General features: G+C 63.4%; 16 protein-coding genes. 15 read left to right on the top strand and 1 reads right to left on the bottom strand.

Annotation, left to right across the window (positions count from 1 at the left end):
- Positions 1-2 precede the first annotated feature (2 nt).
- The 9 genes from AB7531_RS15180 (at position 3) to AB7531_RS15220 (ending at position 8,471) form a co-directional block, all read left to right on the top strand.
- The gene (locus tag AB7531_RS15180; RefSeq protein WP_014494067.1) at positions 3-722 is read left to right on the top strand and encodes an ABC transporter ATP-binding protein; all 720 of its coding nucleotides are present in this window, start codon (positions 3-5) and stop codon (positions 720-722) included.
- Positions 712-1,437, top strand: a complete 726-nt coding sequence (locus AB7531_RS15185; protein WP_084795065.1) for an ABC transporter ATP-binding protein — start codon at positions 712-714, stop codon at positions 1,435-1,437. Before AB7531_RS15180 ends, AB7531_RS15185 begins: the two co-directional genes overlap by 11 nt.
- A 47-nt stretch (positions 1,438-1,484) precedes the next feature.
- Positions 1,485-2,246, top strand: coding sequence for an SDR family NAD(P)-dependent oxidoreductase (locus AB7531_RS15190; RefSeq protein ID WP_028158375.1), 762 nt, complete (start codon positions 1,485-1,487; stop codon positions 2,244-2,246).
- Between the two features lie 86 nt (positions 2,247-2,332).
- Positions 2,333-3,736 carry an amidase gene (locus AB7531_RS15195; RefSeq protein WP_063982322.1) on the top strand — a complete coding sequence of 468 codons (1,404 nt, stop codon included), beginning with the start codon at positions 2,333-2,335 and terminating at the stop codon, positions 3,734-3,736.
- Positions 3,737-3,840: 104 nt separating this feature from the next.
- Positions 3,841-4,164 (top strand): MFS transporter, encoded by a 324-nt coding sequence (locus tag AB7531_RS15200; RefSeq protein ID WP_063982323.1) that lies wholly within the window; start codon positions 3,841-3,843, stop codon positions 4,162-4,164.
- Positions 4,152-4,415, top strand: coding sequence for an MFS transporter (locus AB7531_RS15205; RefSeq protein ID WP_371497788.1), 264 nt, complete (start codon positions 4,152-4,154; stop codon positions 4,413-4,415). Before AB7531_RS15200 ends, AB7531_RS15205 begins: the two co-directional genes overlap by 13 nt.
- 229 nt (positions 4,416-4,644) lie before the next feature.
- Positions 4,645-6,225, top strand: a complete 1,581-nt coding sequence (locus AB7531_RS15210; protein ID WP_231142299.1) for a sugar ABC transporter ATP-binding protein — start codon at positions 4,645-4,647, stop codon at positions 6,223-6,225.
- Entirely contained in the window at positions 6,222-7,214 is a 993-nt protein-coding gene (locus tag AB7531_RS15215; protein WP_028151194.1) for an ABC transporter permease, read from the top strand. Before AB7531_RS15210 ends, AB7531_RS15215 begins: the two co-directional genes overlap by 4 nt.
- Before the next feature lie 147 nt (positions 7,215-7,361).
- On the top strand, positions 7,362-8,471 hold the full coding sequence (locus AB7531_RS15220) for a substrate-binding domain-containing protein (RefSeq protein WP_245328615.1): 1,110 nt from the start codon (positions 7,362-7,364) through the stop codon (positions 8,469-8,471).
- A gap of 80 nt (positions 8,472-8,551) precedes the next feature.
- On the opposite strand, the gene AB7531_RS15225 is transcribed toward AB7531_RS15220, so the two are convergent.
- Positions 8,552-9,346 carry a DeoR/GlpR family DNA-binding transcription regulator gene (locus AB7531_RS15225; protein WP_063982327.1) on the bottom strand — a complete coding sequence of 265 codons (795 nt, stop codon included), beginning with the start codon at positions 9,344-9,346 and terminating at the stop codon, positions 8,552-8,554.
- Positions 9,347-9,686: 340 nt separating this feature from the next.
- Between AB7531_RS15225 and deoC the strand changes: the two genes are divergently transcribed.
- The 6 genes from deoC to AB7531_RS15255 all read left to right on the top strand — a co-directional run bounded on the left by deoC (position 9,687) and on the right by AB7531_RS15255 (position 16,382).
- Positions 9,687-10,604, top strand: a complete 918-nt coding sequence (gene deoC, locus AB7531_RS15230) for a deoxyribose-phosphate aldolase (RefSeq protein WP_224580998.1) — start codon at positions 9,687-9,689, stop codon at positions 10,602-10,604.
- A gap of 2 nt (positions 10,605-10,606) precedes the next feature.
- Positions 10,607-12,997, top strand: a complete 2,391-nt coding sequence (locus AB7531_RS15235; protein ID WP_063982328.1) for an aldehyde dehydrogenase family protein — start codon at positions 10,607-10,609, stop codon at positions 12,995-12,997.
- Between the two features lie 83 nt (positions 12,998-13,080).
- The gene (locus tag AB7531_RS15240) at positions 13,081-13,536 is read left to right on the top strand and encodes an RbsD/FucU family protein (RefSeq protein ID WP_014494077.1); all 456 of its coding nucleotides are present in this window, start codon (positions 13,081-13,083) and stop codon (positions 13,534-13,536) included.
- Between the two features lie 5 nt (positions 13,537-13,541).
- Complete coding sequence (rbsK, locus tag AB7531_RS15245) at positions 13,542-14,465, top strand: ribokinase (protein ID WP_063986250.1); 924 nt, start codon at positions 13,542-13,544, stop codon at positions 14,463-14,465.
- Positions 14,466-14,472: 7 nt separating this feature from the next.
- A complete protein-coding gene (locus tag AB7531_RS15250; protein WP_063982329.1) occupies positions 14,473-15,348 on the top strand; it encodes a carbohydrate ABC transporter permease in 876 nt (291 codons plus the stop codon).
- On the top strand, positions 15,345-16,382 hold the full coding sequence (locus AB7531_RS15255) for a carbohydrate ABC transporter permease (protein WP_063982330.1): 1,038 nt from the start codon (positions 15,345-15,347) through the stop codon (positions 16,380-16,382). The genes AB7531_RS15250 and AB7531_RS15255 overlap by 4 nt, the downstream gene beginning before the upstream one ends.
- The last annotated feature ends 28 nt before the right edge of the window (positions 16,383-16,410 follow it).

The following is a 16,410-nucleotide window of genomic DNA, read 5'->3' on the forward strand; positions in this document are numbered from 1 at the left end:
TCATGGCGCTGGTCGAAGTCAAAGGCGTATCCAAGCGTTTTGGCGGATTGACCGCAGTCTCCGACGTCGACCTCACGGTCAACGCCGGCGAGGTCCACTGCCTGATCGGACCCAATGGCGCCGGCAAGAGCACATTGTTCAAGCTGATCGTGGGTCTCTACCCGCCGAGCCAGGGCAGCATCCTGTTCGATACCGTCGACATCACCAAGGAGCGTCCCTACGCACGCGTGCAGCGAGGCATGAGCATCAAGATGCAGGCTCCGAGCGTGTTCAAGGAGCTGCCGGTTCGGCAAAACATCCAGATTGCGCTCCAGGAACGACTGTCCGGCGCGGAACGCATCGCCGAGGAGGATCGCCTGCTGACTCTGCTCAACCTGGGGCCGGACAGCGATAAGCTCGCGGGTGCGCTGTCGCATGGCCAGCAGCAATGGCTCGAGATCGGGATGGCGCTGGCGCTGAAGCCGCAGCTCCTGCTCCTGGACGAGCCGACTGCCGGCATGTCGCCGGAGGAAACCTTCAAGACCGGCGAGCTGATCAAGTCGTTCAATGCAGAGGGCATGACGGTCCTTGTCGTCGAGCATGACATGGCCTTCGTGCGCCAGGTCGCCCAGCGCGTCACGGTGCTGCATCTCGGCAAGATTTTCGCACGCGGCGATCTCGAAAGCATTTTGCAGGACGCGAAAGTCGCGGAAATATATCTCGGTAAGACCCATGCTCACTGAACCCAATCCCACTGACCGGATTTTGGACGTATCGGAATTATGGGCGGGATACGGTGCGACGCCGATTCTGCAGGGCGTCACCATGTCGGTCTCCCGCGGCGAGATTGTCGGCGTGATCGGCCGTAACGGTGTCGGCAAGTCGACTCTGATGCGGTGCCTGATCGGTTTGCTGCAAACCGGGCGTGGCACGATCAGCTTCATGGAGCAGGACGTAACAAAGCTCGAAGCCGACGCGCGGGCGAGGGCGGGCTTCGGCTATATCCCGCAGGGACGCGATGTCTTTCCGCAGATGACCGTCGAGGAAAACCTGCAGGTCGGCGAGTTGATCGGCGGTCCCGGCGGCAAGAAGCTGCCTGAACTCGTCTATGAGTATTTTCCGCGACTGAAGGAACGCCGGCGGCAGGCCGCAGGCACGATGTCGGGCGGCGAGCAGCAACAGCTCGCCATAGGCCGCGCGCTGATCGGCAATCCGTCATTGATGATCCTGGACGAGCCGTCCGAGGGTATCCAGCCCTCGATCGTCCAGCACATCTGCGAGGCGCTGAGATCGTTCCGGAATGAGCTCGGGACCACCATCATCTTCGTCGAGCAGAACCTCGACACGATCCTGGCAATCGCCGAGCGTTGTTACATCATGGAGAAGGGCAAGATCGCGCAGTCGCTGGCGGGTGGCGAGGTTAACGAGGACAATGTCCGCGAGCAGCTCCTGCTCTAAACGGCCGCATGGCATGTTTTCAAGTCGTCAATAGGGAGGGAATGGACATGGATCTGGGACTCAAGGGAGCAAAGGTTCTCGTCACCGGCAGCACCAAGGGGATCGGCAGGGCGATCGCCGACACATTCGCGGCGGAAGGCGCGGATGTCGGCATCTGCGCGCGCAACCAGGCCGACGTCGATAGCGCAGTCGCCGCGATCAAGGCGAAGGGCGTCGCTGCCTTTGGTAGTTCGGTCGATGTCTCCAACGGCCCGGCGCTCAAGGCCTGGGTCGAGGACATGGCCTCGAAGCTTGGCGGCATCGACGTCGTGGTCGCCAATGTCAGTGCGCTGTCGATCGGGCAGGACGAGGAGAGCTGGGAGAAGGAATTCTCCACCGACATGATGGGCACCGTGCGGCTGGTCAATGCGGCGATGCCGTATCTCGAGAAGAGCAAGGCTGCGGCGATCGTGACCATCTCCAGCGTTTCAGGGCGGGAGGTTGACTTCGCGAGCGGCCCCTACGGCACGTTCAAGGCCGCGATCATCCACTATACGCAAGGTCTCGCCTTCCAGCTTGCCAGCAAAGGCATCCGCGCCAATTCGGTGTCGCCGGGCAACACCTATTTCGAGGGCGGTGTCTGGAATCAGATCAAGGACGGCAATCCCGAACTGTACAAGACCGCGCTGGCGCTGAATCCGACCGGCCGCATGGGCACGCCGCAGGAAATGGCGAACGGTGCGGTGTTCCTTGCCAGCAAGGCAGCGAGTTTCATCACGGGGACCAACCTCGTGGTCGACGGTGCCCTCACGCGCGGCGTGCAATTCTAGGCGCTCCCTGAGTAGCGCAGTCACGAAACCGGGCCGTCTGCGGTGCCGGGGGGCGAAGCCGTTTCCGACAACAGCAGGACTGTCAGATGTCAGCAGATCCAATTCACTACAAGTCGATCATCGAAATCTCCGAGCTGTTCCGCCGCGGCGAGCTTCTACCTTCGAAAGTGACCGAGGTGATGCTGGGCCGGATCGCGAGGCTCGATCAGAAGTTTCACGGCTACGCGCTCGTCCTCGCCGAGCGGGCCATGGCGCAGGCGAAGCGCTGTGACGCCGAGCTTGCCAAGGGCATCTGGCGCGGGCCGCTGCACGGCGTGCCGATCGGATTGAAGGATCTCTGCTACACCACCTTCGCGCCGACCGCCGGCGGCACGACAATCCACGCCCGGTTCGTACCCTCCTTCAACGCGACAATCGTGGACCGGCTCGAGCACGCCGGCGCCGTCACGCTCGGCAAGCTAAAAATGACCGAGGGCGCCTATACGAGCCATCATCCCGACGACCAGGCGCCGCTCAATCCCTGGGGGACAGACTACTGGGTCGGCTCCTCCTCGAGCGGATCGGGCGTGGCCACTTCGGCGGGCCTCTGCTTCGGCTCGATCGGCAGCGACACCGGCGGCTCGATCCGGTTTCCGTCGGCAACGTGCGGGCTGACCGGGATCAAGCCTACCTGGGGACGTGTGAGCCGCCACGGCGTCTTCCCGCTGGCTGACTCTCTCGACCATGTCGGGCCAATGTGCCGGACCGCAGCCGATGCCGCGGCCATGCTCTGCGTCATCGCGGGCGCAGACGTCAATGATCCGACCGCCCTTCAGGCGCCGGTGCCGAACTATCTGGCGGGGATCGGTGACGGCGTGCGGGGCTTACGGATTGGCGTGGACCGCAGTTACACGCAGGACGGGATCGATCCGCAGGTGGTCGCCGCCTTGCTGGAAGCGGAGCGTACGCTTGCGGACCTCGGCGCCGATATTCGTGAGGTCAAGTTCCCAGCTTACGAGAAGCTCGTGAGCATGTGGATTCCGATGTGCTCCATCGAAACGGCAGAAGCGCATCTCGAAACCTATCCGTCGCGGAAGTCGGAATACGGCCCAGATCTGGCGCAACTGATCGAGCAGGGCAGGTCGATGAATGGCGTCGAGATCGCTCAGATCCATCATGAGCGGTTGAAGTTCTGCGGCAGCCTCGCGGCGCTGTTCGGCGACATTGACCTGCTCCTGATTCCCACCATGCCCGTGCCGATCCCAACGCTGACCAAGATGGGCGAATACGGCGCCGATCCGAACGTGCTGCTCAGCATCCTGCGCTTCACAGCGGTATTCGACTTCTCGGGCAGCCCGACCATCACGCTACCGAACGGCATGGCGGCGGACGGGTTGCCTCTCAGCATGCAGCTCGTCGGCCCGCATCTGTCCGAAGATACGCTTGCCCGCGCCGGGTATGCTTTCCAATCAGTGACAGATTGGCACACCCGACGCGCCCTTGGCGAATGAAGATCTTCGGAATTCTAGGGTGCCTATCCGAAAATCAATCATGGGGCGAGTTCAGAGAGGGGAGACGCTGAGCACGTCGAAACGAAAATTCGTCAGCGGAACTGATGGCCACGACCCTCGGCACGGTGTTCGAGTGGTACGACTTCTTCATCTACGGCTCGCTCGCCGTGTTCATGAGCTCGGTGTTGTTTCCGCCGGACAACCCGACCGCCGACGTGCTTGCGTCGCTCGGCGCCCTTGCGGCCGGCTTCGTGATCCGGCCAATTGGCGCCGTGGTGTTCGGTCGCATCGGTGATCTGGTCGGTCGAAAATATACCTTCCTCATCACCATCGTGATGATGGGAGGCGGCACGGCGCTGATCGGCTTCTGCCCACCTATGCCAGCGTGGGTCATGCTGCATGGATCTCGCTGGTCTTGCTGCGATTGATCCAGGGCCTCGCGGTCGGCGGCGAATATGGCGGTGCCGTCGTCTACGTTGCGGAGCACTCGCGTCCGGACCGGCGCGGGCTGCTCACCGGCTGGATCCAGATCGCATCGTCGGTCGGGTTGCTCTCCATCGCGGTCATCATCGGGACGCAGAGCGTCATGAGCGAGACCGATTTCAAGGCCTTGGGGATAGCGCGCTCCCCATTGGATGATCGGGGGCTTGCCGCCAGGACCGAATGGAGCGCGTCGTGAAGCCTTGGTCCGCTCCTGATGTTGAACAGATCCGCGCTGGCATGGCCGGCTGTCTGTACTGACGTTCGCAACCGCACAAATCGAGATAGGGCCAGGGTTAGATCCGGCCCCGCGACGCGATCCGCCATTGACAGGTCGGCGGAGATGATAGAATTATAACAGGATAAGTTGCAAAAATAACAATATGTCACCATCGTACCAGCGTCTAGCGGGGCGACGGGAGGAAAGTTTGGAACTGTCCGGTTCGGTTGCAGCAGAACCTCGGTCGTCGGCCTCGCTAGTGATGGTCAGTGGCATCAACAAGCGCTTCGGCGGCGTGCGAGCGCTGCGTGACGTCAACCTCGAGGTTCGCGCCGGCGAGGTCCATGCGCTACTGGGCGAGAACGGCGCGGGAAAATCTACCCTGATCAAGATTCTCAGTGGTGTTCATGCCCTCGACAGCGGCACGATCGAGATCGCCGGCAGGCCGGTGGAATTCGACAGCCCGGCGAAGTCGCGCGAGGCGGGGATCGCTGTCGTTTATCAGGATCTCAGCCTCGTCGAATCCTTGAGCGTTGCGGACAATCTGTTGCTCGGCCGTGAGCCGCGTGCGCGTTTCGGCTTCGTCCGGCAGCGTGCGCTGATGGCCAGGGCCGAGGCGTTCCTGAACGCGCTCGGCATTCCCCTGGATGCGAGTGCGGCTGTCGGCTCGCTGCCTTTCGCCTATCGCCAGATGACGGAGATCGCCAAGGCGCTGATGGGCGAGGTCCGGCTTCTGATCCTCGACGAGCCGACCTCCTCGCTGACATCGGATGAGGTCCGGATCCTGTTCGATGCGATCGGGAAGGCGACGCGCCGCGGAGTCGGCGTGATCTATGTGACCCATCGGCTCAATGAGGTGTTCGAGATCTCGCAGCGCGTCACGGTGCTGCGCGATGGCGCTAACGCGGGCACGTTTGTCACAGCCGAGACCGACATGAAGCGGCTGGTGAACGCGATCGTCGGAACCGATCGATCGGCACCCACGGGCCCGCGCACCGAACCTGTCGCGAAGCGTGAATTGGATCCGTCGCCGGTTCTGTCGCTGTCCGACGTGTCCAACGACCGGCTTCGTGCCGTCGATCTGTCCGTGCTGAAGGGCGAGATCCACGGCCTCGCCGGATTGATCGGCAGCGGCCGCACGGAGATTTTGGAGACAGTGTTTGGCCTCCGGCCGCTCGAGAGCGGCGCAATCGAGATCGAGGGCCGGCGATGGCTGCCGAGAGGGCCTGCCGATGCGATCGAGCAGGGCATCGCGCTGGTGCCGGAAGACCGGCATGTGCAGGGTCTGGTCCTGGACCATTCGATCGAACGAAACGTCACCTTGCCGCGAATTCCCCATTTCTCGCGCTGGGGCTGGATGCAGCAACGCGCCGCCGCCAGGCGTGCGGAAACCGCGGTCGCCAGGCTTTCGGTGAAAGCGCCGGGCGCGTTCAGCCTGGTCAGGACGCTCTCCGGCGGCAACCAGCAAAAGGTCGTGTTCGGAAAATGGAATGATCCGCGGCCGCGCGTGCTGCTCCTGGATGAACCGACGGTCGGCGTCGACGTGGGCGCACGCGAGGAAATCTATGCCGTGATCCGGAATGCCGTCCGCGACGGCAGCGGGGTCCTGGTCGTCTCGTCCGATCTCGTCGAATTGATCGAGCTCTGCGACCGCATCTCCGTGATCGTCAACGGGCGTGTGGCTCGTACGCTGTCGCGCGGCGAGATCGATGATGCCGAAGAGCTGCATCATCTCCTCCAGATGTACCAGGCCTCCGGGCCAGGCCACTTGCAAGAGCTTCCCGCATGACCGAACTGACTGCTCCCAACGTGGTCGCCTCGTCGACCCGATCTGATCGCCGCCGCAAGATTCTTCAGAACTTGCTGCGGGGCGAGCGGCCGTACATGCTGTACATCGCCTTCGTGATCCTGTTGGTCGTGTTCAGCCTGTCTTCGCCCTGGTTTCTCTCGGTCGACAATTTCCTGAACATCGGGCGCCAGACCACGCTGGTGTCGATCATCGCAGTCGGCATGACCTTCATCATCATCGCGCGTCAGATCGATCTGTCGGTTGCCTCGACGTTGGCGCTGTCAGGCATGGCGGCTGCTCTCGCGATGAGCCAGATCAACAACAGCTGGATCGTGGGTGCCGTGGCCGGGCTCGGTACCGGCGCGCTGGTCGGGCTGCTCAATGGCATCCTGACCACGCAGCTATCGATCCCGTCGTTCCTGGTGACGCTGGGCTCGCTGAGCATGGCGCGGGGACTGGCGATGATGGTAACCAACACCAAGCCGGTGATCATCACCAACGAGACCTATTTCGCGATATTTGGCGAAGGCACATTCCTCGGCATACCGGTTCCGATCGCCTGGACTTTGGCGGCGATGATTATCGGCATCCTGCTGCTGCACTATAATGTGTTCGGCCGGCGCATCTATGCGGTCGGCGGCAACCCGACCGCGGCGCTCTATTCCGGCATCAACACCAAACGGATCACGACTGCGGCCTTTGTCCTGACCGGCACGCTGGCCGGATTGGCGGCGCTGGTGCTGTCGGCGCGTTCACATGCTGCGCGGCCAGATGTCGTGCAGGGCATGGAACTCGACGTCATCGCCGCGGTGATCCTCGGTGGCTGCAGCCTGTTCGGCGGGCGCGGCTACATCCTGGGGACGCTGTTCGGCAGCTTGATCATTGGCACGCTCAACAACGGCCTTGTTCTGCTCGGCGTGAGCTCGCCGATGCAGCTCGTGATCAAGGGGGCGATCATCGTTGCCGCGGTTGCTTTCACGAAACGCTAGTCGAGGTCAGGCGCGGCGCATGAACAACAAGTTCATTGCGCTGCGCGGGTAGGGGCAAGGTCGCTGGCCCTCCGGTGAATCGGCGACCAAAAAATGGAGGAAACAATGAAGCCAATCTTGCGACAAACCTTGCCTTTGACTGCGTTGGTGGCCGCTGCCGCCCTCTCGATGATCCCGTCGGCTCGCGCCGAAGTGCCCGCGACCTGCGTCAAGGGTGTCGATCTCGCGAAGCTCGGGCCGAAGTCGATCGTCGGCCAGGGACCCCACGGCGAAAAGGCGGCTTCCCCCGAGGTGCTCGCGCTGTCGGAAGCCGACGCCGCCAAGATCAAGGAGAAGAACTTCAAGGTCGGCATCTCCATGCAGACGGTCAACCTCGACTGGTCGCAGCTCCAGATCCAGGGCATCAGCGATACGCTGAAGAAGTACGGCGTGACGGTGACGGGCGTCGCGTCCGCCGAATATCAGGTGGACAAGCAGATCGCCGATATCGAGAACACGATCCAGCAGCATCCGGACGGCATCATTTCGATTCCGGTCGATTTCACCGCGACCGCGCCGACCTACAAGAAGATCGCCAAAGCCGGCATCAAGCTCGTGCTGATGGACAGCATCCCGACTGGTCTGAAGCATCCCGAGGAATATGCGACGATGGTCTCGGCCGATAGCCAGGGCAATGGCCAGATCGCGGCACAGATCCTGGCATCCTGCGTGGCGCAGGGCGGCACCATCGGTCTCGTCAATTTCGGCGTCGACTATTTCAGCACCAACGAGCGCACCAAGGGCGTGCGGGAGTGGATGAAAGCAAACCGCCCTGACATCAAGATGAAGCAGGTCGACTTCACCGATCCGCCGAAGGTCTCGCAGATCGCGGGCGACTTCCTGACCGGCAATCCCGACGTCAAGGGACTGTACGCGGTGTGGGATCAACCGGCGCTCGACACGCTGAGCTCGATGCGGGCTCAGGGCATCGATATTCCCATGACGACGGTCGACCTCGGTCTGCAATCGGCGATCGAGATTGCCAAGGGCGGGCCGCTGAAGGCGACCGGCTCGCAGCGTCCCTACGACCAGGGCGTAGCCGAGGCGATGGCGATGATGAACGCGCTGCTGGGTAAGGAAACGCCTGGCTGGATCGGTGTGCAGTCGCTGCCGGTGACGCAGTCGAACGTGCTGGAGTCCTACAAGACCGTATTCAAGAAGGACCCGCCGGCCGAGCTGACGGATGCCTGCAAAAAGGCGAAGCCCGCCTGCAACTAGCCCGAAACAGCGATGCGCGATCCACCGAGACCGCGCATCGCTCAGTAAGCCTGATCCGGGCGAACCAGCCCCCGTCCGGATCAGGCCGTGCTGGTGACGTATTCGACGGGAAGGCTGCGGAAGTGCTTGCGCGTGTCTGCCGACACGGAGCCACCGACGATGATCCGCGAGAATGAGCTGACGTCGGAGAAGAACGCCGGCTTGAGGCTGCCGAGCTTGCTGGCGTCGACCACGAGGATGCTCTCCATCGCGGTAGCGATGACGGCCTGCTTGATGGCGACTTCGTGAAAATTCGAGCAGCTGGCGCCGCGGGTCCAGTGCAGGCCGCCGGCCGAGATGAAAGCCTTGTTGACCCCGAGCCGCCGCAGGTAGGACAGGCCGTCATCCGACGAGAACGACTGCGACGACGGATGGTAGAGCCCGCCCATCAACATCACCTGCGTCGCTGGCCGGTGGGTGACGATCGAGGCGACGTTCAGCGAATAGCAGATCACCGAGAGAGGCATGTCCTCGGGCAGGCAATCCGCCAGCGACTGCATCGTGGTGCCGCAGTCGATGAAGATGGTGTCACCTTCCTTGATCGAGGCGGCTGCGGATCGGCAGGCGAGGCGCTTGTCCTGTGTGTGCTGGTCGATTTCCTGTTCGAATGTGTACTTGATCCCGGTCGGCGACGCCGCGTTGACGACGTAGCCGCCGAGCAGGGCGAGCGCCGCCTCGGGCCCGGCAAGGTCGCGTCTGACGGTCATCTCCGACACCTTCAGCAGCTCTGCGGCGTCCTTCAGATGCAGTGCGCCGCTCGTCTCGACGGCGCGTCGCAGCCGTTGCAGCCGTTGGATGCGCGTCTCGCTGGGGCGTGCGGTCGGTGTTTCAGTCATTTTCGTCACCGAGCTTGCTTATCCGGTTGACAATGATCTTACAATGATGTGAGTTTAGCAACGTCAATCTGTTACAATAATAACATTTGGCCCGAAGGGTGTTTCGCTGTCGGCGACGGGAGGCAGCAGAAGCGCCGGCGGCCAAGGGATGGGAGGATCGCATGTTGCAATCGGCACATTCAGTCTATCTGCCGTTTCAGCCGATTCGCTAGCATTGCGCGGCGTACCGATGGCGCAGGGCGTCTTGATATCAAATCCATCCGCGGTGCCGGCGCAGCCCCATGCGCGGGATCACAATCATCCGCATCCGATCGCGCGCAACAGCGGCCGCGCGCTCGAGATGGACTGGGTCGATGATATCCGGATCAATCTGTCCGCCGCCGAGCGCCGCGTTGCGAGCCTGCCGGGCCGGCGCACCGTCAAGAAGGACGCGCAGGCGGCGTGGTTGCTCAAGGCGATCACCTGCATCGACCTGACGACACTCAACGGCGACGATACGGCCGAACGGGTGAAGCGCCTCTGTGCCAAGGCGAGGGCCCCGATACGAAGTGACCTCGTCGAGGCACTCGGTTTTGCCGGGCGCCGGCTGCACACGGGCGCGATCTGCGTCTATCACCGCTTCGTCGCAACTGCGGTCGAAGCGCTCGATGGGTATGACATTCCGGTCGCTGCGGTTTCGACTGGATTTCCGGCAGGCCTCGTGCCTCACGATCTGAAACTCAAGGAGATCGAGGCGTCCGTCAGGGACGGTGCGCAGGAGATCGACATCGTCATCACGCGTGAGCATGTGCTGACCGGAGATTGGCGCGCTCTCTACGCCGAGGTCCGGGATTTCCGCGCAGCCTGCGGCGATGCGCATCTGAAGACGATCCTCGCAACCGGCGACCTCAAAACGCTGCGCAACGTCGCCAAGGCGTCGATGGTCTGCATGATGGCCGGCGCGGATTTCATCAAGACCTCCACCGGCAAGGAAGGCGTCAATGCCACGCTGCCGGTGACGCTGGCGATGCTGCGCATGATCAGGGTCTATGAGGAGCGCACGGGCTTCAAGATCGGCTTCAAGCCGGCCGGCGGAATCTCGACGGCGAAGGATGTGCTCAACTACCAGTTCCTGATGAAGGAGGAGTTGGGACGCGATTGGCTCGAGCCGGATCTGTTCCGCGTCGGCGCCTCGAGTCTGCTCGCCGACATCGAGCGTCAGCTTGAGCATCACGTCACCGGCCGCTACTCGGCCTTCAACCGTCATCCCGTGGGCTGAGCATGAGTATCGCACATTACTACGAGACCATGGATTATGGTCCCGCCCTCGAGGCGGACGGCGAGGCGCGCGCCTGGCTGAAGCGGCATGACACGACGTTTGGGCACTTCATTGCGGGTAAATTCGTCGCGCCGGCTTCGGGCAAGCATCTGGCGACGATCGAGCCGGCCACCGGAAAGACGCTGGCCAAGATCGCGCAAGGCATCGCAGCGGATGTCGAGGCTGCCGTCGGCGCCGCGCGATCGGCGCAGTCGCCATGGGCAAAGCTCGGTGGTCACGGTCGTGCCCGTCATCTCTATGCGCTGGCGCGCATGCTGCAACGTCATGCTCGTCTGTTCGCGGTGTTGGAAGCGATCGACAATGGCAAACCGATCAGGGAAACCCGCGATCTCGACGTGCCACTTGCTGCGCGCCACTTCCTGTATCACGCCGGCTGGGCGCAATTGCAGGACCGCGAATTCGCCGACCATGTCCCGGTCGGTGTGATCGGCCAGATCATCCCCTGGAACTTTCCGCTGCTGATGCTGGCCTGGAAGATCGCGCCCGCGTTGGCGACCGGCAACACCGTGGTGCTGAAACCGGCAGAGTTCACGTCACTCACCGCGCTGCTGTTCGCCGAGCTCGCGGCGGAAGCCGGCCTGCCGCCTGGCGTGTTGAATGTGGTGACGGGTGATGGCGCCACCGGCGCGTTGCTGGTCGAAAATTCCGGTGTCGACAAGATCGCCTTCACGGGGTCGACCGAGGTCGGGCGGTTGATCCGTCAGTCGACCGCAGGCAGCGGGAAGTCGCTGACGCTCGAGCTCGGCGGCAAGTCGCCGTTCATCGTGTTCGACGACGCCGACATCGATGGCGCCGTGGAAGGCGTGGTCGATGCGATCTGGTTCAACCAGGGCCAGGTCTGTTGTGCCGGATCGCGGCTTCTGCTGCAGGAAGGGATCGCAGAGACATTCCGCAAGCGCCTCATCCGCCGCATGGAGACGCTGCGCGTGGGTCCGCCGCTCGACAAGGCGATCGACATGGGCGCGGTGGTCGCACCGGTGCAGCTCGAGCGGATCAAGGCGCTGGTCGAAACCGGCGTCAAGGAGGGCGCTGAGAAGTATCAGGCGCCCGGGCCGATCCCCGCTGAGGGATGCTTCTATCCCCCGACCTTGCTTTGGAACGTGCATCCGTCATCGACCGTGGCGATCGAGGAGATCTTTGGCCCGGTGCTGGTCGCGATGACGTTCCGCACGCCGGACGAGGCGGTGATGCTCGCCAACAACACGCGCTATGGCCTTGCCGCCAGCGTGTGGAGCGAGACCATCGGGCTGGCGCTCGATATCGCGCCGAAGCTTCAGGCCGGCGTTGTCTGGGTCAATGCGACCAATTTGTTCGATGCCTGCGTCGGCTTCGGCGGCTATCGCGAGTCCGGCTTCGGTCGCGAGGGCGGCCGGGAAGGTCTCTACGAATATCTCAAGCCGAAAGCCTGGAGCGGGCGGAAGGCGCGGGCGACGGTGCCGCCGCCATCCCCGGCGGCCTCTAACGACGGTGCCGGATTTGGCACGCCGTCGATCGACCGGACCGCCAAGCTGTTCGTCGGCGGCAAGCAGGTTCGTCCCGACGGAAATTATTCGCGCGCGGTGCTGTCGCCGAAGGGGAAGCACCTCGGCGAAGCCGGTGAGGGCAATCGCAAGGATATCCGTAACGCGGTGGCCGCTGCGCGCTCGGCCGAGGGGTGGGCGCGGGCGACGACGCATAATCGCGCCCAAATCCTCTACTACCTTGCCGAGAATCTGTCCGCGCGTGGCGACGAGTTCGCCCGACGCGTCGGTGATATGACCGGCGTTTCGCCCGCCAAGGCGCGCGCGGAGGTCGAGGCGAGTATCGAACGGCTGTTCAGCTATGGGGCCTGGGCCGACAAATACGAGGGGACGATCCATGCACCGCCGTTGCGCGGCGTGGCGCTTGCCATGCACGAGCCGATCGGCGTGGTCGGGGTGGCCTGTCCGGACGAGGCCCCGTTGCTGGGCTTCATCAGCCTGGTGGCACCGTTGATTGCGATGGGCAACCGCGTCGTCGCCGTCCCAAGCGAGCGGCATCCGCTTGCAGCGACCGATTTTTATCAGGTGCTGGAGACGTCGGATGTGCCGGCAGGCGTCGTCAATATCGTCACCGGCGAGCGCGATGCGCTCGCAAAGGTCCTTGCCGAGCATGACGACGTCGATGCGCTCTGGGTGTTCGGCTCGCAGGAGGCCTCGACGGCTGCGGAGCGGCTGTCGATCGGCAACCTCAAGCGCACGCTGGTCGACCACGGGCTGGCGCTCGATTGGTACGACCGGGTGGCGAGCGAGGGGCCGATCCTGCTCCGCCACGCGGTGCAGGTGAAGAACATCTGGATTCCCTATGGGGACTAAAGACGTCACCTTGCGGTGATACGGGTTGGCATCCGGACCACCAGAGTTCGGGCGATGTTTTGAAGACAAGGGAGGGACGCAACATGCTCAAGGGCATCAATCCACTGCTCAATGCCGACGTGCTTTATGCCTTGCGCGCAATGGGGCACGGGGACCGCCTCGTGGTGTGCGACACCAATTTTCCAGCCGACTCCATCGCGCGCCAGACCGTGTTCGGCGAGCTGCTTCGCATCGACAACGTCAGTACGGCAAAGGCGATCGAAGCCATCCTCTCGGTGCTGCCGCTCGATACGTTCGTCGACGATGCCGCGATCCGCATGGAGATTGTTGGCCAGCCCCAGGAGGTGCCGCCGGTGCAGCGCGAGGTGCAGGCCGCGATCGACCGCGCCGAGGGACGCTCCTGGCCGCTGGTCGGGGTCGAGCGCCATGCCTTCTATGAAAAGGCCAAGACGGCCTACTGCGTGATCGCCACGGGAGAGCGGCGCTTCTACGGCTGCTTCCTGTTTTCCAAGGGCGTCATCGCGCCGGACGGAGAGTGACGACCATGAGCAAGACTGGCGTCGCAGTGCTCGGCATCTTCGTCGTCGATCTGGCCTTCCGGGCCGGCAACATGCCCGCGATCGGTGAAACGATCGCCGGCTCGGGATTTGCCATGGGACCAGGCGGCAAGGGGTCGAACCAGGCCGTGGCCGCTGCGCGCGCAGGCGCAGACGTGACCTTCATCTCCCGGATCGGCCGCGACGCCTTCGGTGATCTTGCCATCAAGACGTGGGAAACCGAGGGCATTCGACCGCGCGTCGCCAGGACTGCGGAGGCGCCGACCGGCGCAGCCTTCATCTATGTCCACGAGACACGCGGCGACAACGCCATCATCGTGGTGAGCGGAGCGGCCGACGGTCTCAGCCCCACCGACGTCGATGCGGCGGCGGATGCGATCCGCACCAGCCGCGTCTTTGTGACACAGCTCGAGCAACCGGTCGCGGCCGCGCAGCGCGGGCTCGAGATCGCGCGCGCTGCGGGCAGCATCACCGTGTTCAACCCGGCACCTGCGGTCAAATTCGACGATGGCCTGTTTGCCTTGTGCGACTACGTCGTTCCCAATGAGACCGAGGCGGAAGCGCTGACGGGGATCGCGGTGAGCGATCTTGCCGGCGCCCGCCGCGCCGGCGAAGCGTTGGTGGCCAAGGGAGCGGGCACCGCGCTGATCACGCTCGGCGAACGCGGGGCGCTGTTTCACGGGCGAGACCGCTCGCTACACGTGCCCCCGTTCGCCGCCGGCAAGGTGGTCGAAACCGCGGGCGCGGGCGACGCATTCGTCGGCGGCTTCGCTGCAGCGCTTGCGGGCGGCGCCGATCCCCTGGAAGCGGCGCGCTTCGGTTCCGCTACGGCGGGGATTTCCGTGACGCGCGCGGGGACTGCGCCTGCCATGCCGCGGCGCGCTGAGATTGAAGCCCTGTTGAAGGGATGATCTGCTCATGATGCGGAACGATCCGATCAAGCATGTCTTCATCTGGCCGGCGGTGCTCGTCGTGCTGGCGATCTCGATCTTTCCGCTGATCTATTCGTTGACCACGAGCTTCCTCAGCTATCGCCTGGTTCCGCCGATCCCGCCGCGGGTCGTGTGGTTCGGCAATTATGCTACGCTCCTGCAAGAGCCGCGCTTCTGGAATGCGATCTTCACGACGACGCTGATCGCGTTTATTGCCGTCGGGTTGCAATACGTGATCGGGTTTGGCGTTGCGCTCGCGCTGAACGCGCGCGTTCCGGGCGAACGGCTATTTCGCGTGGCCTTGCTGCTGCCCATGCTTCTGGCCCCGGTTGCCGTCGCGCTTGTTGCTCGCATGATCTTCAATCCGACCATGGGGCCGCTCAACCAGTTCCTGTCCATGTTCGGCATGGCGAACCTGCCGTTCCTCACCAACGGTCATTGGGCGCTCGCCTGCATCATCGCTGTTGAGATCTGGCAGTGGACCCCGTTCGTCATCCTGATGATGCTGGCTGGCCTGCAAACGCTCCCCGAAGATGTCTACGAGGCGGCCGAGCTCGAGAACGCCAGCGCCTGGCAACAGTTCTGGGGCATCACCTTTCCGATGATGCTGCCGATCTCCGCCGCGGTCGTCTTCATCCGCCTGATCGAGAGCTACAAGATCATGGACACCGTATTCGTGATGACGGGCGGCGGACCGGGTGTGGACACCGAGACCCTGACCTTGTTCGCCTATCAGGAGGGTTTCAAGAAGTTCAATCTCGGCTACACGTCGGCGCTCAGCTTCCTGTTCCTGATCGCCATCACGATCATTGGCGTCACTTATCTGGCGCTGCTGCGGCCGCATCTGGAGAAGCGCCGATGAGCGGGCAGGGCCTTACCGGACTGTCGCGCTGGAGCCGCCGCCTGGTCGCGGCCGGTGTCTTCGCATGGTGCCTGATCACGGCGTTTCCGCTCTATTGGGTGGTCGTGACGGCGTTCAAGACCCCGCCGGGCGTGGTCGGCGGCCCGACCTATATTCCGTTCGTCGATTTCACGCCGACCCTGCAGCCCTTCATTGATCTCTATCAGGGTATCCGTGGCGAGTTCTTCCGGACCTTTTTGAACTCGACAATCGTTGGCCTGTCGGCGGCGGCGATCGCGACTGCCGTCGGCGCAATGGCGGCCTATGCGCTGGTGCGGTTCGAATTCAGGGTGCGCTTCGGCGCCGGCCTGATCTTCTTCCTGCTCGCGCTCGGCGGCTATCTGCTGTTCAGCAATTCGCTCGGATTCACCCGCGCGCAGGCGCTGCTGCTGGCGTTCCCGATCGCGCTCGCCGCTGCAATCCTGGCCAACCGCCTGCCGCTGCCGGGGCCGATCCTCGGCAATGAAGACATCCTGTTCTGGTTCGTCAGCCAGCGCATGTTTCCGCCGATCGTCACGGCTTTCGCGCTGTATCTCCTCTACAGCGAAATCGGCCGGCTCGGCTTCCAGCTCATCGACAGCTATGTCGGCCTGACGCTGTGCTACGTCGCGTTCTCGCTGCCGATCGTGGTCTGGCTGATGCGCGACTTCTTCGAGGCCATTCCGATCGAGGTCGAAGAAGCCGCGATGGTCGACAACGTGCCAAGTTGGCGCATCTTCCTCGGCATCGTGGTGCCAATGTCGATGAACGGACTGCTGGCGACTTTCATGATCACGCTCGCCTTCGTCTGGAACGAGTTCCTGTTCGCGCTGTTCCTGACCAATTCCAGATGGCAGACGCTGCCGATCCTGGTGGCGGGACAGAACAGCCAGCGCGGCGACGAATGGTGGGCGATCTCGGCCGCGGCGCTCGTCGCCATCATTCCGATGATGATCATGGCAGGTCTGCTCAGCCGCATGATGCGGTCGGGCCTGCTGCTCGGAGCGATCAAATAGCAAAAACCTATGTAGGGAGGACTGGACG

Source organism: Bradyrhizobium sp. 63_E2_N1_3 (assembly GCF_052076005.1).
Taxonomy (GTDB): Bacteria; Pseudomonadota; Alphaproteobacteria; order Rhizobiales; family Xanthobacteraceae; genus Bradyrhizobium; species Bradyrhizobium barranii.